The sequence below is a fragment of the Myxococcus sp. SDU36 genome (genome assembly GCF_030168875.1).
In the GTDB taxonomy this organism is placed as follows: Bacteria; Myxococcota; Myxococcia; order Myxococcales; family Myxococcaceae; genus Myxococcus; species Myxococcus vastator.
This window is the reverse complement of sequence record NZ_CP077414.1, coordinates 5,416,463-5,440,558: the sequence shown is the minus strand read 5'-3', so window position 1 is coordinate 5,440,558 and position 24,096 is coordinate 5,416,463. Positions and strand designations below refer to the sequence as shown.

Sequence of the window (24,096 nt, the reverse complement as noted above, 5' to 3'; positions counted from 1 at the left end):
TCCTCCGTTAAAGAGACAGGATGGCATACGCGCCCACCTCGAATTCGCGGCCCTCGAGCCCCTGCTCGAGCGCCGTCGCATTGAGCCCTTCCGAGTACTGGTCGAGCATGCGCACCAGGCCGCGCAGGCCGAAGCGCGTCGTCACCGTCCCCATCACCGGACGCTTGAGGCCGTAGGACAGGTCTCCGCCGAGCTGGATGGGATAGGTGAGGTTGAAGACGCGGTGGTAGTCATACGGACCCCAGTTGTTGAAGTGGAGCTGCGTGGTCAGCATCAGCGTGTCCCACAACACGGAGGCATCCACGCCAAAGCGCCGCACCTGCCGGTCGTCCTCGCCGGAGGACTGGTTGCTGCCAGCGAAGGCGGCGCCGAAGATTTTCAGCCGCTGCATCGGGTTGGTCACCACCCGCAGCGTGGCCTCCCATTCGTCCCGGGCGGACGGCGCGTTGCCGAAGGCCACCATGCTGCCGTCCGCGAGGATGGCGATGCCCGCGTCGCGCGACGTCGGCTGTCGCCGGTACACCAGGTCCAGCCCCGCGGCGAAGGGCGCGTCCTCGCGCATGTCGCGGTCCCACTGCCAGAACCAGGTGCCGGGCGTGGGGTCGAAGGTGAGGAGCAGCTCGGCGCCCAGCGTCTCGCGGTTGTCCAGGACGGTGAAGGCATCCACCAGCACGTTGCGCGGGCGCACGCCGGCGAAGTACCGCCCCGACTCCGGGTCGAACGCGTCCTCGATGCGCGGGTTGGGCCCGATGAGGGGCTTCTGGTACAGCAGGTTGGGCGACACCTGGAACGAGCTGCCGACCTGCACCACCGCGCCGGCCTGTCCGCCGAAGTGGTTGCCACGGCCGCTCTCGCGCAGGCTCCAGCCCGTCAGCAGGATGCCCTGCTCCGGACCGCCGTCCGCCACCAGGCCGCGGTAGGAGCCCTGGAGGAACGTGCGCACCGCGCCCAAATCGTAGGTGAGGCGGGCCTTGGCGCCCAGGGTGTCGAGCATCTGGATTTCGTCCCGCAGCACCTCGTAGCCGCTGTTGAGGTAGCCAGGGCCCGCGGTGGGGCGTGACCAGGTGAACTCCTCGCCCACGCGCTGCGGGGCCGCGAGGATGCCGCCCACCTCCAGTGACATGGGCCCCTTCGTCCAGCCCAGCGACAGCGTCGACCTGCGCGCCACGCGCTCGCGGATGACGGAGGCGGTGAGCTGGGTGGCGCCCCGGGCGATGTCCTCCTGGTGCATCAGCGTCAGCGTCACCGGCCCCACGTTCCGCCGGTACTTGGCGACGATGGACGGGTTGGCGCCCCAGTAGAGCTCCGGGCCCACCGCCACCTTGAGGCCCTCCAGGTGGTTCTTCCCGGTGAAGACGACGCCGAAGGGCGCGTTGCCCTTGTAGATGTCCAGGGCGGGGCCGTAGTTCGCCTCGCGGTACAGGCCGAAGAAGTCGCCTTCCTCGCCCCAATGGAAGTGGGCGGTGCGGTAGAAGCCCTCCAACTGGAAGTCCGCGCGGTCCAGCTTGAACTCGGCCTGGTACAGCGCGAGCCGGTCCAGGCCCAGCGGCTGCTGTCCCGCCGGGTTGCTCACGCCGGGCACGGGGGCCTGGCCCACGCCGCCGTTGGCCGTCGCGGGCGCGGGGGGCGTGCCGCGGTTCTCATAGAAGATGTTGTTGAGGCGGTTCTGCGCCACGTTGCCCACGACGTTGAACGAGGCGCGCCCGTACACGCCCGAGGTCGGCTGGAGCGCCAGGTCGAAGAAGACGGACTCCGTGTGGTCCGCGGACACCTGGTTGGGTCGCACCGTGGCGATGCTCCCGCGCGACAGCGAGCTGTCCATCATCAGGCGCAGGTTGGAGACGCGCACCGCGCTGAGGTCATCCGCCCGGGCCAGCGCGATGGACGACTCATAGCCGCGCGACAGCTCCGTGGGGCGGATGGACGCGAAGTGCTCGCGGATGGTGTCGGGGTTGGTGGTGGGGGCGTACGGGTCCATGCGGAAGGCCGCCTGGAGGACGTAGTACGCGGTGCGCGGCTGGAGGCGCGCGATGCCAGCCTCGTCCTCGGGGCCCAGCGCGCAGATGCCGAACCACTCCTCGTTCATGTTGTTCTGGCCAGCCACGAAGTCGGACGCGTAGCCGGCGTTGGGCCAGGACGCGGTGGTGTCGTGGATGGAGAGGTTGGCCTCCTGGTTGTACTTCCACCAGCCGTCCACCCACTGGAACACGAAGCCGCCCAGGGCGTTCTGCGCGCGGCCCTGCCCGTAGGCCTGGGAGTAGATTTCCTCCCACTGCTTGCGCAGGTACTCGGCCTGCGCCAGGTGGTCCTCGCGGCCGGCCTTGGCGTCGTAGGCGTCCGCGCCGAACTCGGTGAACATGACGGGCTTGTTCAGCTTGCGCAGCACCTCGTCGAACAAGTCCCGGGCGGAGGGGCCGCGGTAGACGTTGGAGCCCAGGATGTCCAGCTCGGGCATCAGCCGCGCGATGAGGTCGATGTACTGCAAGTCGCCATTGGCGATGGAGACGGGGTGCAGCGTGTCGCGCTGCTTGATGGTCCGCACTGCCTCGCCCATCAGCGAATACAGGTGCTCCGCGCGGGCGGTGTCCTCCTGGCCGGGCAGCGCCTCGATTTCGAAGCTGGTCCAGTGCAGGCCGTAGTTGTTCTCATTGCCCAGCATCCACATCAGCACGCCGGGCACGTCCCGGTACTTCTCCACCTTCTGCGCCAAATCATTGAGCAGCGCGCGGCGGTGGTTCGGGTTGGAGTAGTCCGTGTTCGGCACCATGACGCCGTCCACGTTCGTGCCGTAGCGGCCCATGAGCGGGTTCACCACGGTGTAGATGCCGTAGTTCTCGTGGATGTACGTCACCCACCGCGGCGGGATGTCGTCGAACTGCCGGATGGCGTTGACGCCCATGTCGCGCAGCAGCGTCATCTCGCGGTGCAGCACCGCGCGGATGAAGTCCTCCTGCTGCGTCCACAGCGAGTACCGGTAGTTCTCCCCAATGGGCGTGTAGCCCCAGTTCATGCCGAGGATGGGGAAGTCCCGGCCGTTGACCTGGAGCTTGAAGCCGCGCTCGTCCTGGTGGACGCGGACGGCCTGCGCCGCCGCGTTGACGGTGACGGGGGGCACCCGCACCACCGGCGCGTCCAAAGCAGGCGCGGGCGTCTGGGGCACCACGGGCTTGTCGGCGGCCGGCTCGGTGGCGGAGGGCTCCGCGGGCTGGGGCCCGGCCACCGTCGGTGTCTGCGTGGGGGGGACCGCGGTCTCCGGCCCGCTGGGCGGCGGCACCTGACCCAGCGTGAGCGCGAGGCTGGTGACAAGGAAGAGGGCGTTCACGCGGCGAGCTCCACATCCAGGCCGTTCTTCGCCACCAGGGCCTTGTAGAGGTGCGCGCTGTCCTTCGGGATGCGGCGCTGCGAGTCGTAGTCCACGTAGACCATGCCGAAGCGCTTCTGGTAGCCGAAGGCCCACTCGAAGTTGTCCATCAGCGACCAGGCGAAGTAGCCCGCCAGCGGCACGCCCTGGCGGATGGCCTCCAGGGACGCCTCCAGGTGCGAGCGCAGGTACGCCACGCGCTTGTCGTCATGCACCTTGCCGTCCGCGCTGGGGCCGGTGGCGTAGGCGCACCCGTTCTCCGTGATGTAGAGGGGGCCGGGCCGGTAGTGGGTGTGCAGGTGCACGAGCAGCCGGGTGAGGGCGGGGGCGTACACCTCCCAGTCCATGTCGGTGCGCTCGGGCTCGGGGTGGACGGTGCGCGGCGCGTTCCGCGACTCCGGGATGCGGTCGCTGCGCATGATGGCGCGTGAGTAGTAGTTGATGCCCAGGAAGTCGGTGGGGACGGCGATGGCGGCCAGGTCGCCGTCGCGCACGAAGGGCAGCGTGGACGAGGCGAGGTGCCCGTCCTTCACGTAGTCCTCCACCACGTCCTCCGGGTAGCCGCGGCCGTAGAGTGGATCCAGGAACCAGCGGTTGAAGCCGCCGTCATGCCGGCGGCACGCCTCCGCGTCCTCGGGGCTGGGAGACGCGGGCTCCGCGGGCGACAGGTTGAGGGTGATGCCCACCTCGGCGTTCTTCACGTTGGCGCGGATGACGGGCACCGCCTGGCCGTGGGACAGCAGCACGTGGTGCGCGGTGGCCAGCACCTCGCCCCAGTTCTTGTGGCCGGGGGCATGCTCGCCGTTGCCGTAGCCGAGCACGCTGATGCACCAGGGCTCGTTGTGGGTAATCCACCGCTTCACGCGGTCACCCAGCTTGCGGCTCATCACGTCGGCGTACTCGACGAAGGCGCTCGCGGTGTCACGCGCCGGCCAGCCGCCCTGGTCTTGAAGGGCCTGCGGCAAGTCCCAATGGTAGAGCGTGACGAAGGGCTCGATGCCCGCGTCCAGCAGCCCGTCCACCAGCCGCGAATAGAAGTCCAGGCCCGCGGCATTCACGGCGCCGCGCCCGGTGGGGAGCACGCGGGGCCAGGCCACGGAGAAGCGGTAGGACTTCACGCCCAGCCAGCGCATCAGCTCCACGTCTTCGCGCCAGCGGCGGTAATGGTCGCACGCGACCTTGCCGTCCGAGCCGTCGCTGATTTTTCCAGGGGTGGCGGCGAAGCGGTCCCAGATGGACTCACCGCGACCGTCGGCGCTGGTGGCGCCCTCAATCTGGAAGGCGGAGGTGGCCACACCCCACAGGAAGTCATTGGGGAACTGCCGCATTGTCGGAGGCTCCTTTCGAGGATTCGAGGTGGCAGCGGACCGTGTGGTCCGCGGCCTGGACATGAGAGGGGGGGAGGGTGTCGTGACAGCGCGCGTCCGCATGGGGACAGCGGGGCGCGAAGGGGCAGCCGAACACCGGCATGGGGCCCGTGGCGGGCCGCACCGGCAGCGGCGTATCGAGGAAGTCCGCGCCATCCGGCACGGCGGACAGGAGCAGCCGGGTGTACGGGTGCCGGGGCGCGGCGAGCACGTCCGCCGTCCTGCCGGACTCCACGACGCTGCCCGCGTACAGCACTAGCACGCGGTCGGCCAGGTGACGCGCGCTGGCCAGGTCGTGGGTGATGAAGAGGATGCCGATGCCACGCTCGCGCGTCAGGCCGCGCAGCAGTTGGAGCACGCCCCGGCGCGTGGACACGTCCAGCATGGAGGTGGGCTCGTCCGCGATGATGACGTCCGGCTCCACGGCCAGCGCGCGCGCCACGGCCACGCGTTGCCGCTGGCCTCCGGACAGCTCGTGCGGGTAGCGCTGTGCCAGCTGCTCCGCGGGCGTCAGGCCCACGGACTCCAGCAGGGCGTGGACGCGGTCCTTGAGTCCGGCGCGCGTGGCCCGGCGGTGGCGCAGCAGGGGGCGCTCCAGGTGGTGGGCCACGGTGTGGACGGGGTTGAGCGAGGCGAAGGGGTCCTGGAAGACCATCTGCACGCGGCCCCGGTACGCGAGCGACGCGCCGCCGCGCTCCACGGTGAGCACGTCCTCGCCGCCCAGCCGCAGGCTGCCGGCATCCGGTGTGTCCAGCCGCGCCAGCACCCGGGCCAGGGTGGACTTGCCGCTGCCGGACTCGCCCACCAGCGCGACGATTTCTCCGCGCTCCAGGGTGAAGGACACGCGGTTGAGCAGGGTGCGGCGAGAGCGGGAGAGGAAGCCGCCCACGGGCACCGTGCGCAGCAGCTCCGAGGCCTCCAGCAGCGGGGGGCTCATCGGCCACCTCCCTGCGCGGTGGCCTGAGCCGTCGTGCGCTCCGAGGCCGCCAGCGTCACGTCCGCCGGCACCTGCGCGTCCGCGGCGCTCAGGTGGGGGAATGACGACAGCAGCAGGCGCGTGTAGGGGTGCCGCGCCCCCGTGCGCAGGCGCTCGGCGGTGTCCACCTCCACCAGCTTGCCGCCCTGGAGGATGCCCACGCGGTTCGACAGCGCGAGCAGCAGCGGCAGGTCATGGGTGATGAAGAGCACCGCGAAGCCCAGCCGCTGCTTCAGTTCGAGCACCCGCTGGAGCAGCTCCTTCTGCACCACGACGTCCAGCGCCGTGGTGGGCTCGTCCATCACCACCAGCTTCGGCTCCAGGGCCAGCGCCAGGGCGATGCCCACGCGCTGCCGCATGCCACCGGAGAGCTGGTGTGGCCACGCGTCCACCAGCTGCGGCGCCAGCCCCACCATGGTCAGCAGCTCCCGGGCGCGGGCGTGGGCCGCGGCGCGGGTGGTCCGCCCGTGGGCCGCGAGTGTGTCGTGGAACTGGTCCCCCAGCGTGAGCACCGGGTTGAGCGCGCTCATCGCGCTCTGGAAGACCATGGACACCTGGCTCCAGCGGTACGCGCGCAGCGCGGACTCATCCAGCGCGGTGACGTCCGTGCCATCCAGGAGGATGCGGCCCTGGGTGATGCTGGCGGCGGGTGGCAGCAGGCGCAGCAGCGCGTAGCCCAGCGTGGACTTGCCACTGCCGGACTCGCCCGCCAGGCCGAACACCTCACCGGGCGCGATGTCGAAGGACACCGAGTCCACCACCCGCGAGGGGCCACGCTCCGTGGCGTACTCGATGCATACGTCGCGGAGGCTCAGCAGGGCGCCGGACGGCGGCGCCGCGTCCGCCGAGGAGGGCGCCGCCGAGCGGACCGCCGTGGTCGCCACCGGCGGCGCCTTCAGGGCCGGGTTGGTCACCTCGTCGATGGCGGAGCTGAGCAGCGTCAGCGAGAAGCCGACCAGCGCGATGCACACGCCGGTGGGCACGAAGACCCACCAGGAGCGCGTGAGCAGCGCCGCGTCATTGCCGGCCCAGTAGAGGTTGGTGCCCCACGTCACCGCGCCCACGTCGCCCAGGCCGAGGAACTCCAGGCCCACCTGCGCGCCCACCGCGTAGAGCGTGTTGCCGATGAACGACGAGCCCAGGAGCGACGCCATGTTGGGCAGCAGCTCCTGGACGACGATGCGCGAGCGGCTCTCGCCCGCGACGAAGGCGGCGGAGACGAAGTCCCGGTTGCGCAGCGCCATGGCCTCGGCGCGGAAGACGCGCGCGTTCCAGGCCCAGCCGGCCAGCGACAGCACCACCACCATGCGGAACGGGCCGGAGGGCAGGTAGGCGCCCAGGACGATGGCCAGCGGCAGGCCGGGGATGACCAGGAACACGTTGGTGGTGAGCGTCAGCACGTCATCCACGCGGCGGCCCAGGTACCCGGACGTCACGCCGATGAGCGCGCCCATGAGCGTGACGAGCGCGCCCACCGCGAAGCCGATGGCCAGCGTCTCGCGCGCGCCCACCACCGTCTGCGCCAGCACGTCCTGTCCCTGGCCCGTCGTTCCGAACCAGTGCGCGGAGGAGGGTGGCTGATGGGGACGGCCCACCAGGTCCGTGGGGTCCATCACCAGCCAGGGCCCGATGAGCGCGAGCACGATGAAGCCCAGCAGGATGCTCCCGCCCACCGCCGCCTTGCGTTGGCGCAGCAGCCGTCGAAGAAGGTCACGCATGGGCGCGGGTCCTCGGGTCCAGCCACAGGCACAGCAGGTCCACGGCGAAGTTCGCGGCGAGCACGGCGAAGGTGATGGTCAGGAAGAGCCCCTGCATCAGCGGGTAGTCCTGGTTGCGCACGGCCAGGATGAGCAGGTAGCCGGTGCCCGGATACGAGAAGACAATCTCCGTCAGCAGCGAGCCGCTCAGCACGAAGCCCAGCGCCATGCCGAAGCCGGTGACGTTGGGCAACAGCGCGTTGCGCGCGGCGTAGCGCAGCATCACCTGCCGGGGCGGCAGCCCCTTGGCGTGCGCCAGCCGGAGCGTGTCCGTGCCCAGCGTGGCCACCATGGTGTTGCGCATGCTCAGCATCCACCCGCCCAGCGTGGCCACGACGATGGAGGCCGCGGGCAGGAAGGCGTGTCGCGCCACGTCCGCCGCGAAGGTGAAGGACAGCGCCGGCTCCAAATCATGGGAGTACGCGTGCCGCAGCGGGAACCAGCCCAGCCCGAACCCGAAGAGGTACAGGGCCAGCATGGCCAGCCAGAAGTAGGGGAAGGCCCCCAGGAAGGCGAGCGCCGGCGCCACCGTTGCGTCCAGCCACCCGCCGCGGTTCCACGCCGCCAGCACGCCCAGCATGCAGCCCACCGTGAAGCTGATGATGACCGCGCACCCGGCCAGCCCCAGCGTCCACAGCAGGCCGGTGCCAATCACCTCGGACACGCGCGCCGGGTAGTACGCGTAGGACAGGCCCAGGTCGCCGCGCAGCAGGTGCTTCAGGTACGTGGCGTACTGCACGTACCAGGGCGCCTCCGTGAAGCCGAAGGCGGCGCGCAGCGCCACCATGGCCTCGGGCTGCACGCGGCCCTCGAAGCGCGCGAACATGGCGGACGCCGGGTCACCGGGCGCCAGCCGCGGGATGACGAAGTTGAGCGTCAGCGACGCCCAGGCCGCCAGCAGGTAGAAGCCCAACCTCCGCAGGACGTAGGCCATGGCTTTATGGCTCCCTCGGGGCGAGCGTCGTCAGCACCAGCAGGCTGTCGGGCTCGGCATGGGGGGACAGGCGCGCGTAGGGGTTCTGCTCGGTGGGAAAGCCGGTGAAGCGCCGCGAGTTGGACTCGCCCCAGGACGGGTTGGGGAAGAGCGGGATGGACGGCGCCAGCTCGGAGTAGCGCCGCTGCACCGCCGCCATCAGCGCGTGCTGCGCGTCCTCGGCGTCCGCGCGCTCGAAGCGCGTCAGCAGCGCGTCCGCTTCCTCATCGCCGAAGCGGTGCCAGTTGGCCGCCGCCACCTCGCCCACCGGGCGCACCGTGCGCGGGGACAGCTGCCACTTGTAGAAGGTGTACGGCGTGGGCCCGTCCAGGGACCAGGAGATGGCCAACTGGAACTCGCCCTTCTGGAGCCGCGCGTACCACGCGCCGAACTCGTAGGTGCGCAGCTGCGCCTGCACGCCCAGCTTCCGCAAGTCCCTCGCGACCACCTGCCCGGCGCGCACCCAGTCGGACCAGCCGCCCACCACCTCGATGTCCAGCGACAGGGGCTGGCCGTCCGCCTTGCGCCGCAGCCCGTCCGGGCCTTCCTTCAAGCCCGCCTCGTCCAGGAGCCGCTTCGCCGCCTCCAGGTCGTGCTTCACCCAAGCGCCCTGGGCCGCGTCCGCGTCGCGCCACGCGGTGTACGCGTCGTTGAGCGCGGTGGCGTCCGCCGGCCGCGTGTAGCCGTACATGGCGATCTCCACCAGCCGCTCGCGGTCCAGCGCCATGCTCAGCGCCTTGCGCACGCGCACGTCGTCCAGCGGCGGCAGGGTGGTGTTGGGGTAGAGGAAGACGGTGCTGCCGTAGAGCGGGAACCAGCGGCCGTGGTGCTCGGGGTCCCTGGCCACGAAGGTGCGGTCCACGGCGGGGACGAAGTTGCCGGCCCAGTCCACCTCCCCCTCCACCAGCGCCAGGTTGGCCTGGTCATTGGTGGGGAAGGCCAGGAAGCGCAGCGCGGAGACGGCGGGCTTGCCGGGCTGCCAGTAGTGCGGGTTGCGGCCCAGCTCGTAGACCTGGTTGCGGAAGACGGTGACTTCGGTGAAGGGCCCGGTGGCCACCGGCCGCGGGTTGGTGAACGTCACCGGGTCCGCCACCGTCTCCCAGACGTGCCGGGGGACGATGGGCTGCTGCGCCAGCTCCGCGAAGCCGGGGATGTAGACGCGGGAGAACTGGAAGGCCACCGTGTGCGCGTCCTCCGCGCGCACGTCCTCCACGAAGCGCCACACGCCGCCCGCGTCCAGCGCCGCGTGCTGCTTCAGCAGTTGGAAGGTGAAGGCCACGTCGTCCGCGCTGAAGGGCTTTCCGTCCGACCACCGCACGCCGGAGCGCAAGGTGAAGCGCAGGGTGAGGCGGTCCTCGGACCACGCGTGGCCGGTGGCCAGCCAGGGCGTCCACTGGCCCACCGCGGGGCTGAAGATTTCAAGGCACTCGTAGACGCCCGCGCGCGTGGGCCAGCGCGAGCCGGCGCCCGCGAACAGCGGGTTGAAGTTGCGCACCCAGGCGCTCTGTTGCTCCACGGAGACGAACAGCACTCCGGGCGGCCGCGGGCGGGGCTCCACCTTGCAGGCCACCAGCAGGAGTGTCAGCGCCCAGAGCGCGGCCCTCACGTGGGCCTCGCGTAGACGCGGACGTAGTCCACCTTCATCTCCTGGGGGAACACCGTGTCCCGGCCCACCGGGCCCACGAAGGTGCCGCCCACGGCGACGTTGAGGATGATGAAGTGCGGATGGTCGAACACCCAGCGGGCGCCCTCGGGGAGCTGGGCGGGCGTCGCCTCGAAGAAGGCGGTGCCGTCCAGGAACCAGCGGATGCGGTTGGGCTCCCACTCCACCGCGTAGACGTGGAAGTCCTCGTTCAGCCGGGCGCCGCTGACGACGTAGTCCTGGCCGATGTTGTTGCCACCGGAGTACCCCGGCCCGTGCAGCGAGCCCCGGAGGATGGACGGCAGCTGGCCCCGGTACTCCATGATGTCGATTTCGCCGCACTCCGGCCAGTCGACGGTGCCGATGTCCGCGCCCAGCATCCAGAAGGCGGGCCAGATGCCGCGGCCCACGGGCAGCTGGATGCGCGCCTCGATGCGGCCATACGTGGGCTCGTAGCGGCCCTGCGTCCGGATGCGCGCGGAGGTGTAGTCCCGGCCGCTGTAGCGCTCGCGGCGCGCGGTGATGACCAGGTTGCCGGCGCCGTCATGCGCGGCGTTCTCCGTGCGGTCGGTGTTGAACTCCAGCTGCTCGTTGCCCCAGCCGTGCCCTCCCACGTCATGCACCCACCGCTCGGGTGAGGGCGGCGTGCCCTCCGCGCCGTCGAACTCGTCCTGCCACACCAGCTCCCAGTCCGTGCCAGGCTGCGGGTTGCTGTGGGGCGGCGGGGGGCCAGGGCGGTTCACCCGGTTGGCGGCCGGGTCACAGGCGAGGCCCGTCAGGGCCAGGGCCAGGGGGAGGAGGCGCTGGAGCGTCATGCAGATTTGCCTAGGTGTTGGAGGGGGAAGAGGGTTCGGTCTCTCAGCGCGGCCTGGAGCACCAGGGTGGCCGCGCCCACGGCGATGGCGCGGTCTCCCAGCGCGGAGGTGACGATGCGCGTCTCCGCCATGGAGGTGGACAGCGCCCGCTTGCGCACCGACGCGCGGAGCGGGTCCAGCAGCAGGTCTCCCACCGACGAGATTTCACCGCCGAGCACGACGATGGCGGGGTTGAGCAGGTTCAGCAGACCGGCCACGGCGATGCCCAGGTAGTGCCCGAGCCCGTCGATGACCTGCCGCGCGGCCGGCTCACCCGCCCGCGCGCCTTCCACCAGCTCGCGCACCGTGAGGGCGCGCTTGTCCTTGCGGCCCATCAGCTCCCGCGCCCGCTCCAGCAGCGCCGCGGACCCGATGAGCGTGACGAGGCAGCCGCGCAGGCCGCACACGCACTGCGGCCCGGAGGAGTCCACCGCCATGTGGCTGATTTCGCCCGCGGTGCCGCCCGCGCCCCGGTAGACGTCGCCGTGGATGATGTGGCCGGAGCCGATGCCCGTGGCCAGCTTGATGTACGCCAGGTCCTCGCCGTTGACGCCCGCGCCCCAGTAGCACTCCGACAGCGCGCCCAGGTTCGCGTCGTTGTCCACGAACACCGGCAGGCCGAACGCGCTCCGCAGGGACTCCTGTACGTCGTAGTCGCGCCAGGCCGGCACCAGCAGTGGTGACAGCCTCCCGGGCGCGGACGGGTGGACGGGGCTGGGCACCGCGACGCCCATGCCCGCTACCGAGCGGCGCGGGACGCGTTCGGCGTCCAGGACCTCATGGACCAGCTCGCGCACCTTCTGGAGCGTGCCCTTGGGGTCCTCGCGGACGGCGTGGCTGGCGTGCCGGTACGCGCGCACCCGGCCTCGCAGGTCGGTGAGCGCGGCCGTCACGTGGGTGGCGCCCAGCTCCACGCCGATGAGGCTGAACGCGTCATCGCAGAAGCCGATGAGGGTGGGGCGACGGCCGCCCCGGGACACCCCGGCGCCAATGCTGCGCACCAGGCCGGAGCGCTCCAGGTCCACCACGATGGCGGAGACGGTTGACGGACTCAGCTCCGTCCGCCGGGCGATTTCCGCCCGGGAAATCTGACGCTCGCGCCAGATCATGTTGAGCAGCAGGCTGCTGTTCTGCGCGCGCATGCCCGCCGCATCGACCGTCGTCACCGCCGTTCCCACTCGCATCGTCCTCTCGCTCCGTTCCGCCGCGAGGATGGGGTGGGTGTCAGTGCCAGTGGATGTCGTCGATGAAGAAGACGAGCGGAGTCGTCCTCCCACCAGCGGTCCATCCGAAGCCACCTACCACCGTCCCATACCGGAAGCGGCTGATGTCGATTGTGTACTGGGTCGGGGTGGTGGTGAGCGCCACGTTCTCGACTTTCGCCTCGAAACCGTCGGCGGCGTTCATCCCCACCATGAAGGAGACGATTTCGCCGCCCTCGGTGCCCCAGGCGTAGAAGGACACGGTGTTGGCGCCGTCCGGGACGCTGAAGCCGGGCTGGTCACCCCAGTTGCCTTCCGGGTACTGCCAGTACACGCCCGCCCAGCCGTCGTTGCCAGGCGTCCAGGTGAACTTGTGGCAGGCGCCCAGCTGCGTGCCCGCCCGCCCAGGCACGCACTCGGTGCCGTCGTAGGTGACGCCGCCCTGCGCGCCGTCCCCCATGTAGCCACTGGGAATCCAGGTGCCGTCCACGGCCAGGGGCAGCGTGGGGATACTCCCAGCGTCTTCCTCGGTCCCGGCGTCGGGCTCGGTGCCCGCGTCCGGCTGTGTGCCCGCGTCAGGCTGGGTGCCCGAGTCCGGCTGCGTGCCTGAGTCAGGCTGCGTGCCTGAATCCGGAGTTTGCTGTCCTGCGTCAGGCGTTGGCGTCGGGTCCTCTTCCGGGTCACAGCCCGCCACCAGACCAGACACCGCGAAAACGCCCGCCGCCACCCACGCCCACGCGAAATGCTTGTTCGGATGCATGCGCTCCCCTCCACAGCTGGAAGACTTCGTTCTTACTGCGAAGAAACCAGGGTGCTTCGAGAGTCGTCGTTCACTGGCGCGGCGCGTTGCAGCTCCCTGCGCAGCCGCGAACGAACAAAAGTTCTTTCGAGTGACGAAGAAAGTACCAGTGAGATTCCGGTGATTGCAAGTCTGTGACAGTCCATTCCCCGTGACGCAGCGCTCCAAAGCCAGACGGCCCACCCTCCGGAGGGAGGATGGGCCGTGGCGGACGTCGGGTTGGACGTGTGGCTATTCGTCGCTGACGGGGTCCAGCAGGTAGCTGACGCGCACCATGAACTCGCGGGAGAAGACGGGCATGGGCGCGTGGCCGCCGTTGTAGGGCTGGGCGATGCGGAAGTTCGTGCCGGTCAGGTTGTAGACGCCCGCGCCAAGCTCCAGCCCGCGCGTGCCCACGTCCTGGGCGCGCACGAAGAGGTTGAGCAGCAGCTGCGTGGGCAGCGCCTCCACCGCCGCGTTGCCTTCGTCATCCGGCACGTCCACGGCGTAGCGCTTGCCCACGAGGACGGCGGTGGGGCTGACGGTGAGCCAGGGCAGCACCTTGATGCTGCCGGTGAGCGCGGCCTTGTGCGTGGGCATGCCCGTGAAGGCGTTGGGCTGGCCGGGGACCTGGTAGTCCTCCACGTCGTTGCGGCCCGACGGGGTGTAGAACGAATAGTTGAGGGCGGCGCGGCCCCAGCTTCCGCGCACGTGGTAGTCCAGCTCCACGCCGCGGCTGCCCAGGCGCCCGAGGTTGCGGTAGGCCTCCGTGTTCGTCGCCGCGTCGTACGAATAGATGATGGGGTCCGCCACGCCCATGTCGAAGGCGTTGGCGCTCAGCGCGTGGCCTTCTCCCATGCGCAGCGTGCCCTCCAGCTCGAGCACGGTGGTGCGCTCGGGGCGGATGTCGTCGCCCAGGCTGATGTTCTCGATGCTCGGCGCGCGGAAGGCGCGGCTGAACAGGGCCTTGCCGCTGAACGGCCCGAAGCCGCGCAGCAGCACCAGCCGCGGCACGAAGGACTCACCGAAGGCGCTGTGGTTCTCCACGCGCGCGCCCGCCACCACGTTGACGAAGGGATTGACGGAGAAGGCCTCCACGAAGCCCGCAACATTCACGTAGGAGACGCTGTCCGCCTCCTCGGGGCCGAAGCCCGTCTGGAGGCCCACGCCCACCGGGCCGTTGACCCGCCCCTGGTCGGACATCACGTCCACGCCGCCGGTGAGCTGCAGCCAGTCCAGCGCCGCCCAGCGCGCCAGCGTCCGTCCTCGCAGGCGCAGCACCTGCTTGTCGTAGAAGAAGGGTGACTCCTGGTCCGAGTCACTGAAGGGCTTGGAGAAGGTGAGGTTGAGGCGGGGGACGATTTCCACCCGCTCGTCCGGGCGGAACCGGTCGCTCAGCTCCGCGTGGAGGGACTCGAAGTTGGTGGGCGCGGGCGCCTCCAGCACCTCGTCGAAGGCGACGATGGCGGAGGTGCCATAGCGCTGGTACAGCACGCTGAGCTGCAGGTCCTTGTAGCCCACGCCCGCCTGCACCATCGTCGGGTCCAGCCGCGAGTTGCCGCCCAACTGCGCGGAGTTGCCGAAGAAGTCCTGGAAGACGCCGCTGCTGCGCTGCGCCTGGGACAGTCCGGCGGACGCGAAGATGCTCAGGCCCGGCGCGGACTCGAACACCTTGCGGCCGGAGACGGTGAGCCCCCTCCGGCCGTGGACGCCGCCCATCTGCCCGTACATGCCGGACACCATCAGGTCCGTGCTGCCCTGGACGCCGCGGGTGACGACGTTGATGACGGCGAGCTCCGCGTTGCCGCCGTAGATGACGGAGCCAGGGCCGCGCACCACCTCGATGCGCTCGATGAGCTCGATGGGGAACTCGTTGCCCAGCTGCATCGTGGAGTAGAGCTGCTCGTTCATCTCCTTGCCATCCACGACGAGCAGCACCTTGCCCTCGTAGCCCCACAGGCCGCGGAAGCCGGGGCCCACCGCGCCCTGGATGTCCACGCCGAAGAAGAAGCCGGGAATCTGCAGCAGCAGGTCCATCAAGTCCCGGGCGCCGGTGTTGCGAATCTCCTCCGCGTTCATCGCCGTGACGACGGCGGGCGACTCCTGGAGCCGGGTGACGGCGAAGGAGGCCACCTGGCTGTGGACCTCCGGCTCCTCGTCGCCCAGGCCCCCCGCGTCGGTGTCCTGGGCGAGCGCGGGACTGGCGCACAGGAGGAGCAGCGCTCCGAGTGAAGGTTCGGACCACCTACGACAGCGGCGCATATCGACCTCGATGAGGAAAGGGAGCGCGGCTCGCCGCGCGAACGGCTTCACGTCAGCGGATGCGGACGGCGGTGCTCTGGTCCGCCACGACGTCGACGGTCAGCTTCCGCTTCACCACGCCATTGACGCGGACCTCCAGGCGGGCGGGCCCCGCGGGGAGCCCCTGGGCGACGAGCGGTGGGAAGCCATAGGGCCGGTTGTTGATCCACACCTCGCCGTAGAGCCCGGGGGAGGACACGTCCAGGCGGCCCTTGCCCGTCGCCGTGGGGGCGGCGGTGGCCACGGACGGCTCGGCGGTGGGGGGCGGCTCGGGACGCGCCGCGGTGGCGGCGGGGCTGGTGGGCGCGGGCGTGGCGGGGGGCGGCGCCTCCACGGAGGCCGGCGCGGTCGCCGAGGACCTCGGCGCGGGAGCGAGCTCCGCGGTGAGGTCGCGGTTGAGCGAGCGCACGTCGTCCTCACCCAACTCCACTGTCTCCTCGGCCAGCGTGCGCTCACCCTGCGCGAGCGCCACGCGGTACTTCCCCGCGCGCAGCGGCAGCCGCGCCGGCGTGAGGTCCATGGGCTTGCCGTCCACCCGCACCATCAACCCGGGAGGCGTGGACGTCACCAGCAGCAGGCCGCCGCGCGCCTCCTCCGGCGGAGTGGGTTCCTGGCGCGGCTGCGCCCGGGCCGTGCCGCGCGAGGGACGCGTGCGCTGGACGACGCGGGCGGGAGCCGGCGTGGGCTCGCGCTGGGCGCGGGCCTGGTCGCCTTGCTGACGCGCCTGCTCCCGGGTCCGCAGCTCGGCCGCGATGCGCAGCAGCTCCACCAGGTCGCCCTGGTCGTCCTTGCGCAGCCGCAGCGCCTCCGTGAAGTCGGCGACGGCCCCGTCGTAGTCCCGGTCCTCCAGCGCGGCCAGGCCCGCGGCGCGGCGGGCCCGAGCCAGCCCTTCATTCGGGTCCTCTCGCGGCGGCTCCACCGGCGGGGGCGTGGGCGGCGGGGGCGTGGGCACCCGGGTGACGGCGTCCGGCGTGAGCACGGGAGGGCTGTCGCGCCGGCTTCGCACGAAGCGGTAGGCCACCACGTTGGCGGCGAGCGTGCCCAGGATGATGACGGCAATCCACGTCTTCTGTTTCATCGGAATCTCGTAGCCGCGCCGTCAGCGCCGGGCGGCAGCCGCTCAGGGGGCCAGGTACCAGAACAGCGCTGTGCCCACGGCCGCGCAGCCCGCGGCCAGGGCGATTGCCCACGGAAAGCCCTGGGCGCCCGCTTCGGGCACCGCCTCCACCGCGCCATGCACCTGCGTGGTGGCGGACGTGCCGCTCGGCTCGCGCGCGGGCTCGGGGCTGGGGGCGGGTGTCCGGCCCGTGGCGGAGCTGCTGCCATGGGAGGTGCTGGAGGCCGGCAGCGCGGTGGGCGGCGGGCCCGTGACGCTGGACGGAAACAGCTCGGCGACGAGCGCCGCCAGCTCATGCGTCCCGGACGCCCAGCCCTGGGCGGCGCGGAAGCGCTCCAGGTCGTCCCGCAGCTCCCGGGCGCCCTGGTAGCGCGCGGCGGGGTCCCTCTGCAGCAGCCGGAGGATGATGCGCTCCAGCTCCGCGGGGAAGTCCGGCGTCCCCTCCGACGGCGGCGGCACGTTCGCCTGGGACGCGGCCATGATGGTGGCCTCCAGCGTGTCACGCTTGAACAGGCGGCGCCCGGTGGCGGCCTCGTAGAGGACGATGCCCAGCGAGTACAAGTCTGAGCGGTGGTCCAGCTCCTGGCTGGTGATCTGCTCCGGGGACATGTACGGGTACTTGCCCTTCACCACCCCGGCGACGGTGCGCTCCGCGTTGACGGCGCTCTTCACGATGCCGAAGTCCGCCAGCTTGATGATGCCGTCGCGCGACACCAGCACGTTGCCCGGCGTGACGTCGCGGTGCACCAGCTTGAGGGGCGTTCCATCCGGCAGCGTCTTCGCGTGCGCGTACGCGAGCGCGTCCGCCACCGCGAGCCCCACGTCCACCGCCACGCGAATCCCCACCACCCGGCTGCTCCGGAGCGCCTGTCGCAGCAGCCGGTCCAACGAGTGGCCCTGAATCCACTCCATGGCCAGGTAGTACTGGCCGTCCACCCGCCCGAAGTCGAAGACCTGCACGATGTTCGGGTGCGTCAGCAGCGCGGCGACCTTCGCCTCGTCCGCGAACATGCGGCTGAACGACTCCAGGCTGGCGTACTCCGGCAGGACGCGCTTGATGACGCAGGACTTGGTGAACCCGTCGGGGCCGTCGATGGACGCCAGATAGAGCTGGGCCATCCCGCCGGTCGCCAACTGCTGGACAAGCCGGTACTTGCCGAATGCGCTGTCCTCGTTGTCCAACGTCGTCCCCAGGTATTGGCTGGAAAACGAGTAAGATATTGTTGGTGCCTCTACCTCACAAGTTTCCAGTCAGGTGGCAAATCTGTTGGAACCGCAGAGGCAGGAGGCGGCGCGGGCTCAGCGGCGCTTGGGCCGGGACTTCTTGGTGGCGGTCTTCTTCCGGCGGGACTTGCGCGGCGGCTCCGTCACCTCGGCGAAGCGGGCGCCGGTGATGCCGGCATGCTCCAGGGCCTCCTTGATGCCCTCGGATACGATGAGGCTCACCGGCCAGCCCCAGGCGCGGAAGACCCGGGCGCCGTTCGTCTTCGTGGGATCAACCCGGAGTCCGCTGACGTTGCGGTAGTGCCCCACGCGCTCGGGGAGGCCGTCCTCGGCGGTGTAGTGGATGACCTCCGCGCAGGCCCGGTCGTCAATGCAGCGCACCAGCCGGGTGGCGACGAGGATGAAGTGGGGCTCGTCGCGGTCCTCCACCTCCACCGGGAGCAGCTGCACGTCATCGGGCGCCAGCTCCCGGAAGACGGAGGCCACCCGCGCGGAGACGACGGGGGTGAGCCCCGCGCCCGCGAGCGAGAAGTCCAGCGGCGCTCCAGGCGGCGTCACCGTCAGGCGCAGCCTGCCCACGCTCCGCACGCGGGCGCCGGAGGTGAAGAGCCAGACGGAGTCCAGCTTCCGGTGGACCTCCACCGCCACCGGGTCGCCCAGCTCGGGCCGACCGGGGATGCGGAAGTCATCGTGGAGGTCGAAGTAGCGCGCCAGCCGGGTGGTGCGAGGGGGGGACCGGCGCGCGGCCGACTTCTTCGTCAGGGGCCGCGCGTCAGCGGGCACGTCGGAGAGGAGCCTCTGCCGGGGGGCGCCCGGCGTGGGGCCGGGGCCTCTTGTCGGGGAGCGTCGCGTCAGGACGCGGAGCGCCTCGGTGAGCCGCCTGAACATCCGCCAATGTTACTTCCCCCTGACGCGGGATGGGGGAGGAAGAAGCGGCGGACCGGGCTCCCCGCCGCCTCCCTGCCCGCGCGGCGCGCCTGCGGCTACCAGGTGGTGTGCAGCGAGTAGCTCGCGGCCCGGGTGTCCAGGCTGAGGAAGGAGAACTGCCCCTCCGAGCACGTGCCGCTGTTGAGGAACAGCTTGCTGCCGTGCTCCACCCGCAGGCCCAGGTGGGTGTGGCCGGTGACGACGACGTCCGCGTGATGCGCGTTGGCCCGCGCCATGGCCCAGCGCTGGAAGGTGCACCGCTCCGGGTCCGGCAGCGCGTTGGTGATTTTCAAGTCCAGCGCCTGGAACCAGCGGAACATCGCCCGCATCCGCATCCGCCGCAGCCACGCCCCGGCCCACACCGCCGCCTCCGACAGCAGGCGCGCCTTGCGAATCATCCAGTCGTGGTGGTGTCCGTGGGTGAACAGCATCCGCACGCCGTCCGCCTGCAGAATCAGCTGGTCGGGCGCCCCCAGCACGGTGCCCGCCACCAGGTCGTGGTTGCCGTGGATGTAGTGGTAGCGCGGCAGCTCGAAGCGCCGGACGATTTCCGGGTGCGCCGCGCGGGCCGCCAGCAGCTCCGCCACCTTCCGCCCGGGCGTGCGCGGGGTGAGCGTCTCGAAGATGTCCCCGAGCAGCACGATGCGCTCGAAGTTGCCTTCCAGGAAACGGAGGAACCGCAGGAAGCCGGAGTCGTCGTGCCCGAAGTGGTCAGCGGCATCACGCCGCCCGAGATGAAGGTCCGAAATCACCGCGATCCGCATGCGCTCTCCCCGAAGTGCCCTCGAAAGGTAGGAACTGCGTGCGGCGGCGGAATGACCGGCGCGCGAAAACCTCGCTGCGACCGGATGCCATTCGTGTGTCGCCACCCTGTGCCCTGTCTCGTGGCCCGGCATCACTGACGCCAACGCCGAGGCTCCTGCCACCCTGCGCATGACTGGCGCATTCGTCCATGAACTTGTGTGCTTTGTGTCGCAACGCGGATGAACCGGGATTCGGCACCGGACATCCGCGGGCCCGCACTACTCGCTTCCGCACATTGACTTGAAATCGTGTCTGATTGACACCAACTATGTGTCCTTGAGACACGAAGAAGGGCGGAGGGCCCATGGTCATCGGCTACATGAAGGCGGCACCGACGACGTACGTGATGCGGTTCGAGGGGGGAAAGGTGGTCCAGGAGGGGGCGGGGCTCTCGTTCTTCTACTGGAAGCCGTCGGCGACGCTGGTGTCGGTGCCGCTGTCCAGCGCGGACGTGCCGTTCGTGTTCAACGAGGTGACGCGGGACTTCCAGGCGGTGACGCTGCAAGGGCAGCTCACGTGGCGGGTGACGGACCCGCGCCGGCTTGCCTCGTTGCTGGACTACTCGTTGGGCCCCTCGGGGCGCTACCGCTCGGATGACCCGGAGAAGCTGCAGGAGCGGCTGGTGCAGGTGGCGCAGGTGCGGGCGCGCTCGGTGGTGCAGGGGCTGACGCTGCGCGAAGTGCTGGTGCGCTCGGACGCCATTGAGCAGCAGGTGCTGGCGGCCCTGGCCGTGGCGGAGCCGGTGAAGGCGCTGGGCGTGGAGGTCATGGCCTTCTCGCTGCTGTCGGTGAAGCCGGCGCCGGAGATGGCGCGGGCGCTGGAGGCCGAGTCGCGCGAGGCGCTGCAGCGCGACGCGGATGAAGCCATCTACGCGCGCCGCAACGCCGCGGTGGAGCAGGAGCGGCGCATCAAGGAGAGCGAGCTGGCCACGGAGCTGGCGGTGGAGGCGCGGCAGCGGCAGATTCGCGAGGCGAAGATGGCCGCGGACATCGCGGTGGAGGAGCAGCGCGCCGCGCTGATGACGCGCTGGAGCGACAACGAGCGGCAGGCCGCGGATGCCCGCGCGTACGCGCTGGAGAAGACGCTGGCCCCCGTGCGCGGGGTGGACTGGAAGACGCTGATGGCCACGTCCGCGGGCGGTGGGGACCCGGCGCTCAACATCGCCCTGGCCTTCCGGGAGATGGCGGAGAACGCGCAGCGCATCGGCGAGCTGAACGTGTCGCCGGACCTCTTGCGCTCGCTGATGGGCGCGACGGGCCGCGAGCGCTGAGGCCGGGGAGGGGACCATGTACGAGAAAATCGTGCTCGTCACCCGCCGCACGCGCATGGCGGGCCTGGTGGAGCGCTTCAACACCAAGAAGCAGGCGAAGTTCTACGTGGAGCACGCGGGCCAGGACTTCGACGAGTTCACCCGCGAGGACGAAGCCTACCGGCGCAACGTGGACACGCTGCGGGAGTCGCTGTCCTTCGGGCTGCCGGTGCAGCAGGTGGACCGGAGCCTGGTGCCCACCTTCCTCTTCACCGGCAAGGAGGTGGTGGTCGTCGCGGGGCAGGACGGGCTGGTGGCGAACGTGGCGAAGTACGTGGGGGAGCAGCCGCTGGTGGGCGTGAATCCGGACCCGGAGCGCTTCGACGGCGTGCTCTTGCCCCATGCGGTTTCGGGCGCGCGCGGGGCGGTGCGGCGGGTGTTGGAGGGCAAGGCGGCCTTCAAGCGCGTCACCCTGGCGGAGGCGCGCCTGGAGGACGGGCAGCGGCTGCTGGCCTTCAATGACTTGTTCATCGGGGCGCGCTCGCATGTGTCCGCGCGCTACCGGCTGCGCACCGGGGACCAGGAGGAGTCCCAGTCCTCCAGCGGCGTGGTGGTGTCCACGGGCGCGGGCGCCACCGGGTGGCTGTCCTCCATCTTCAACCTGGCGCGAGGCGTGACGGCTCACGCGGGTGGGGTGCCGTGCGGGCCCGTGCGCCTGGGCTGGGAGGACCCGCGGCTGATTTTCGTGGTGCGCGAGCCCTTCGCCAGCCGTCACTCGGGCGCCAGTCTGGTGATGGGCGACGTGACGGAGGAGCGCGAGCTGGTGCTGGAGTCGCGGATGGCATCGGAGGGCGTCATCTTCAGCGACGGCGTGGAGGAGGACTTCCTCCGCTTTGGCGCGGGCGCCACCGCCCGCATCCGTCCCGCGCGGCAGCGCGCCAGACTGGTGGCGGGCTGACGGCGCGCCACCTCGCGCGGCAGCGCGGTCCGCGCGAGGCTCGCGTCCTTGCCGTCAGGGCGTGACGGTGACCTCCACCACGGGGCACGGCACTTCCACTGGGCGGAACCCGCCATTCGGAGCGGGCACCGGTTCGCCTTCCCGGGCGACGTCCATCAGCGGGCCCCGGAACGCGATGCGATACGTGCCCGGCGCCTGCAAGTCATAGTAGCGGGCGACGTCCACCTTGCCTTCCACCGACGTGCCGGGGGAGAGGGTGAGGTAGCTGTCGGCCGTGGGCGGCGCGCGCTTCGCCATGGGCCCCCGGTAGTCGAGCGAGCCGCCGCCGCGGGACACGTCGAAGATTTGGTTGAGGACGCCCTCCAGCGGCGTGTGCCAGCCGAGCACGCGCAGGGCCTGCGCCGTGGGATTGCTGAGCTCGAACACCAGCTCCACGGGTTCGCCCGCGCGCACCTGCGCCGGGCCGCTCAGCGTGCACGTCAACGTCGTTGTCATGGCCGGGGTCTCCTGCGTCGCTTCAGCGGATGGCGCCACGTCCTGCCGCGCCGCGCACGCACCGCCCAGCATTCCCAGGGACAGCACCGCGACGCCCCACCGCCTACCGGAAGAGATGAACATGGGCCCACGATAACGCGCTCGGAACGCGCGCAGCCCGGTGTTCTGCATGACGAAGCCGTTGTCCTCCGGGGCGCCGGGCCCCGGAGCCACCGCGCGCGTGCCCCTTCCGTCCGCTACTTCGCGGCGGAGGCCGGCGCGCCACCTTCCTGCGCCAGCGTGCGCACCAGCTCGAGCGCGCGCCGCACGTGCTCGCCGACGCGAAGCTGCGACTCGAAGCTGTCGCGGACGATGCCCGAGCGGTCCACCACGAAGGTGACGCGTCCGGGCAGCAGGCCCAGGAACGACGAGGACACACCGAAGGCCTCGCGCGCCTCGCCGCGCGCGTCGCTGAGCAGCTTGAAGGGCAGCCGGTGCTTCGCCGCGAAGCCTTCGTGCGAGCCCACCGAATCACCGCTGATGCCCACCACCTCCGCGCCCGCGGCGACGAAGTCCTCGTACTGGTCTCTCAGTCCGCAGGCCTGCGCCGTGCAGCCGGGCGAGTCGTCCTTCGGATAGAAGTAGACGACCAACACCTTCTGGCCCACCAAATCACGCAGCCGCACCGACTGCCCCCCCGCGCCGGTGAGGGTGAGGTCGGGTACCGCATCGCCTTGCTTCAGCAACTTCGTCTTGGCCATGACGTCCTCGCGTCGCCCCGGAGTCAGGCCGGTGCGTTCAACGCCGGGCACATCCCATCCGGCCCGCCGCGTCCCCACAAGTAATCCGCCGTGCCGAAAACGGGCGTCAAAGACGACCTCCGGATGCCTGCTCGCCGCCCTGGCGGTTGATACGGCGCCTAATGATTGGCGCCCATCTCAACGCATCCTGAAAGTCGCCGCCGCATCTCATAGAGTGTGGGGGAAGCGGTGTCGCTCCCCCGTCCGGCAGGCGACAGCCCTGTGCGCGGCCGGACCCGAAATTTCGGGCATCACCGCTGTGGTCGTCTTAGCTTTCGAGGTAGGAAGAGGCAGCTTAGGTCAGAGGTCAGGGCGGAAACTTTCGCCGGAGTTGCGTGGCGCAGCGTTCAGGCGTAGGACGCAGCTTCGGGGGGTTGGTCAGGAGCGGACATGGTCGGCCTCGTCGTCGCAGCGCACGGACGTCTGGCGGAGGAGCTGGTCTCCACCGCGGAGCAGATCGTGGGAGAGCTTCCCGCGGTGGCAACCTGCAACATCGAGCCTGGGACTCCTGTCGAGGATATCCGGGCGAAGATGAAGCAGGCGATTGCCCGCGTGGATGAGGGTGCGGGTGTCATCATCCTGGCCGACCTCTTCGGAGGTACGCCCTGTAAGGAGTCGCTGATGATGTGTCAGCGAATGAATGTGGAGGTCCTTGCTGGCGTCAACCTGCCCATGCTGCTGAAGGCGAACTCGCTCCGCTCGGAGGAGCTGTCGCTACCGGAGATGGCCAACCAGCTGGCTTCCCACGGCCAGCGCAACATCACCTGCGCATCCGCCCTGCTTCGCGAGGCACAGCAGCCGCGAACTTGACGGACCCGCGCGGGTCGGCGATTCGAGACTGCCGTGATCACCCTGGTCCGCGTCGACAACCGCCTCATCCATGGTCAGGTCGTCGAGGCCTGGCTCCCGTTCCTCAAGGTCTCCCGAGTGGTCGTCGCGGATGACGAGGCGGCCTCCAGCCCTCTCATCCGAGCGGCCATGGCCCTGGCCGTGCAGAGCGCCATCGAGGTGCAGATTCTGCCCCTGTCCCAGGTGGACTTCGCCGCCCTGTCCAAGGACGGGGCGCGCACCCTGGTGTTGCTGAGGGATGTGGCCTCGGTGCCCTTCGCGCACGCGCATGGGCTGGCGATGGATGAGCTGAACCTGGGCAACGTGCACTTCGGCACCGGCCGCAGGCAGGTCTCCCCGTCCGTCTTCCTGGCGGAGGCCGAACTGAAGACGCTCCAGCAACTGGCCGACCAGGGCGTCCGGGTGACGGCCCGCGCGGTGCCCGCCGAGAAGCCCGTGGACCTGCCGGACCTCCGCGAGCGGTGGGCGAAGGCCGGGTGAGCG

At 70.5% G+C, this 24,096-nt stretch carries 20 protein-coding genes; 4 read left to right on the top strand and 16 right to left on the bottom strand.

All coding sequences use genetic code 11. The annotated features are described in order from the left end of the window. Positions 1–7: 7 nt before the first annotated feature. From KGD87_RS21725 to KGD87_RS21660, 14 genes are all read right to left on the bottom strand, one after another. Positions 8–3,322 (bottom strand): glycoside hydrolase family 2 TIM barrel-domain containing protein, encoded by a 3,315-nt coding sequence (locus KGD87_RS21725; protein ID WP_284662291.1) that lies wholly within the window; start codon positions 3,320–3,322, stop codon positions 8–10. Continuing rightward, positions 3,319–4,689, bottom strand: coding sequence for a GH1 family beta-glucosidase (locus KGD87_RS21720; protein WP_284662290.1), 1,371 nt, complete (start codon positions 4,687–4,689; stop codon positions 3,319–3,321). The genes KGD87_RS21725 and KGD87_RS21720 overlap by 4 nt, the downstream gene beginning before the upstream one ends. After that, complete coding sequence (locus tag KGD87_RS21715) at positions 4,670–5,665, bottom strand: ABC transporter ATP-binding protein (RefSeq protein WP_284662289.1); 996 nt, start codon at positions 5,663–5,665, stop codon at positions 4,670–4,672. The genes KGD87_RS21720 and KGD87_RS21715 overlap by 20 nt, the downstream gene beginning before the upstream one ends. Next, on the bottom strand, positions 5,662–7,422 hold the full coding sequence (locus tag KGD87_RS21710) for a dipeptide/oligopeptide/nickel ABC transporter permease/ATP-binding protein (RefSeq protein ID WP_284662288.1): 1,761 nt from the start codon (positions 7,420–7,422) through the stop codon (positions 5,662–5,664). The genes KGD87_RS21715 and KGD87_RS21710 overlap by 4 nt, the downstream gene beginning before the upstream one ends. Continuing rightward, entirely contained in the window at positions 7,415–8,395 is a 981-nt protein-coding gene (locus tag KGD87_RS21705) for an ABC transporter permease (RefSeq protein WP_284662287.1), read from the bottom strand. The genes KGD87_RS21710 and KGD87_RS21705 overlap by 8 nt, the downstream gene beginning before the upstream one ends. 4 nt (positions 8,396–8,399) lie before the next feature. Continuing rightward, complete coding sequence (locus tag KGD87_RS21700) at positions 8,400–10,040, bottom strand: ABC transporter substrate-binding protein (protein ID WP_284662286.1); 1,641 nt, start codon at positions 10,038–10,040, stop codon at positions 8,400–8,402. After that, positions 10,037–10,891: a glycoside hydrolase family 16 protein gene (locus tag KGD87_RS21695; protein ID WP_284662285.1), complete on the bottom strand. Its 855-nt coding sequence runs from the start codon at positions 10,889–10,891 to the stop codon at positions 10,037–10,039. Before KGD87_RS21695 ends, KGD87_RS21700 begins: the two co-directional genes overlap by 4 nt. After that, positions 10,888–12,114 carry an ROK family transcriptional regulator gene (locus KGD87_RS21690; protein WP_284662284.1) on the bottom strand — a complete coding sequence of 409 codons (1,227 nt, stop codon included), beginning with the start codon at positions 12,112–12,114 and terminating at the stop codon, positions 10,888–10,890. The genes KGD87_RS21695 and KGD87_RS21690 overlap by 4 nt, the downstream gene beginning before the upstream one ends. 40 nt (positions 12,115–12,154) lie before the next feature. Further along, positions 12,155–12,892: an ICP22 family protein gene (locus KGD87_RS21685; RefSeq protein WP_284662282.1), complete on the bottom strand. Its 738-nt coding sequence runs from the start codon at positions 12,890–12,892 to the stop codon at positions 12,155–12,157. 270 nt (positions 12,893–13,162) lie between these two features. Continuing rightward, positions 13,163–15,172 (bottom strand): TonB-dependent receptor plug domain-containing protein, encoded by a 2,010-nt coding sequence (locus KGD87_RS21680; protein ID WP_284662281.1) that lies wholly within the window; start codon positions 15,170–15,172, stop codon positions 13,163–13,165. 52 nt (positions 15,173–15,224) lie between these two features. Further along, the gene (locus KGD87_RS21675) at positions 15,225–16,289 is read right to left on the bottom strand and encodes a PEGA domain-containing protein (RefSeq protein WP_284662280.1); all 1,065 of its coding nucleotides are present in this window, start codon (positions 16,287–16,289) and stop codon (positions 15,225–15,227) included. A gap of 42 nt (positions 16,290–16,331) precedes the next feature. Next, complete coding sequence (locus KGD87_RS21670) at positions 16,332–17,510, bottom strand: serine/threonine-protein kinase (protein ID WP_284662278.1); 1,179 nt, start codon at positions 17,508–17,510, stop codon at positions 16,332–16,334. A 117-nt stretch (positions 17,511–17,627) separates the two neighbouring features. After that, a complete protein-coding gene (locus KGD87_RS21665; RefSeq protein WP_284662276.1) occupies positions 17,628–18,440 on the bottom strand; it encodes an imm11 family protein in 813 nt (270 codons plus the stop codon). Between the two features lie 95 nt (positions 18,441–18,535). Then, a complete protein-coding gene (locus tag KGD87_RS21660; RefSeq protein ID WP_284662275.1) occupies positions 18,536–19,243 on the bottom strand; it encodes a metallophosphoesterase family protein in 708 nt (235 codons plus the stop codon). A 344-nt stretch (positions 19,244–19,587) separates the two neighbouring features. Between KGD87_RS21660 and KGD87_RS21655 the strand changes: the two genes are divergently transcribed. Next, positions 19,588–20,553 carry an SPFH domain-containing protein gene (locus KGD87_RS21655; protein WP_284662273.1) on the top strand — a complete coding sequence of 322 codons (966 nt, stop codon included), beginning with the start codon at positions 19,588–19,590 and terminating at the stop codon, positions 20,551–20,553. 16 nt (positions 20,554–20,569) lie between these two features. Beyond that, positions 20,570–21,490: a diacylglycerol kinase catalytic domain-containing protein gene (locus tag KGD87_RS21650; protein WP_284662271.1), complete on the top strand. Its 921-nt coding sequence runs from the start codon at positions 20,570–20,572 to the stop codon at positions 21,488–21,490. Between the two features lie 54 nt (positions 21,491–21,544). On the opposite strand, the gene KGD87_RS21645 is transcribed toward KGD87_RS21650, so the two are convergent. Next, complete coding sequence (locus KGD87_RS21645; RefSeq protein WP_284662270.1) at positions 21,545–21,985, bottom strand: protease; 441 nt, start codon at positions 21,983–21,985, stop codon at positions 21,545–21,547. A 236-nt stretch (positions 21,986–22,221) separates the two neighbouring features. After that, positions 22,222–22,725 (bottom strand): peroxiredoxin, encoded by a 504-nt coding sequence (locus KGD87_RS21640; protein ID WP_284662268.1) that lies wholly within the window; start codon positions 22,723–22,725, stop codon positions 22,222–22,224. 429 nt (positions 22,726–23,154) lie between these two features. Between KGD87_RS21640 and KGD87_RS21635 the strand changes: the two genes are divergently transcribed. Together KGD87_RS21635 and KGD87_RS21630 are read left to right on the top strand one after the other, a co-directional pair. After that, entirely contained in the window at positions 23,155–23,574 is a 420-nt protein-coding gene (locus KGD87_RS21635; protein ID WP_140795462.1) for a PTS sugar transporter subunit IIA, read from the top strand. Positions 23,575–23,607: 33 nt separating this feature from the next. Beyond that, positions 23,608–24,093, top strand: a complete 486-nt coding sequence (locus KGD87_RS21630; protein ID WP_284662265.1) for a PTS sugar transporter subunit IIB — start codon at positions 23,608–23,610, stop codon at positions 24,091–24,093. Positions 24,094–24,096 lie beyond the last annotated feature (3 nt).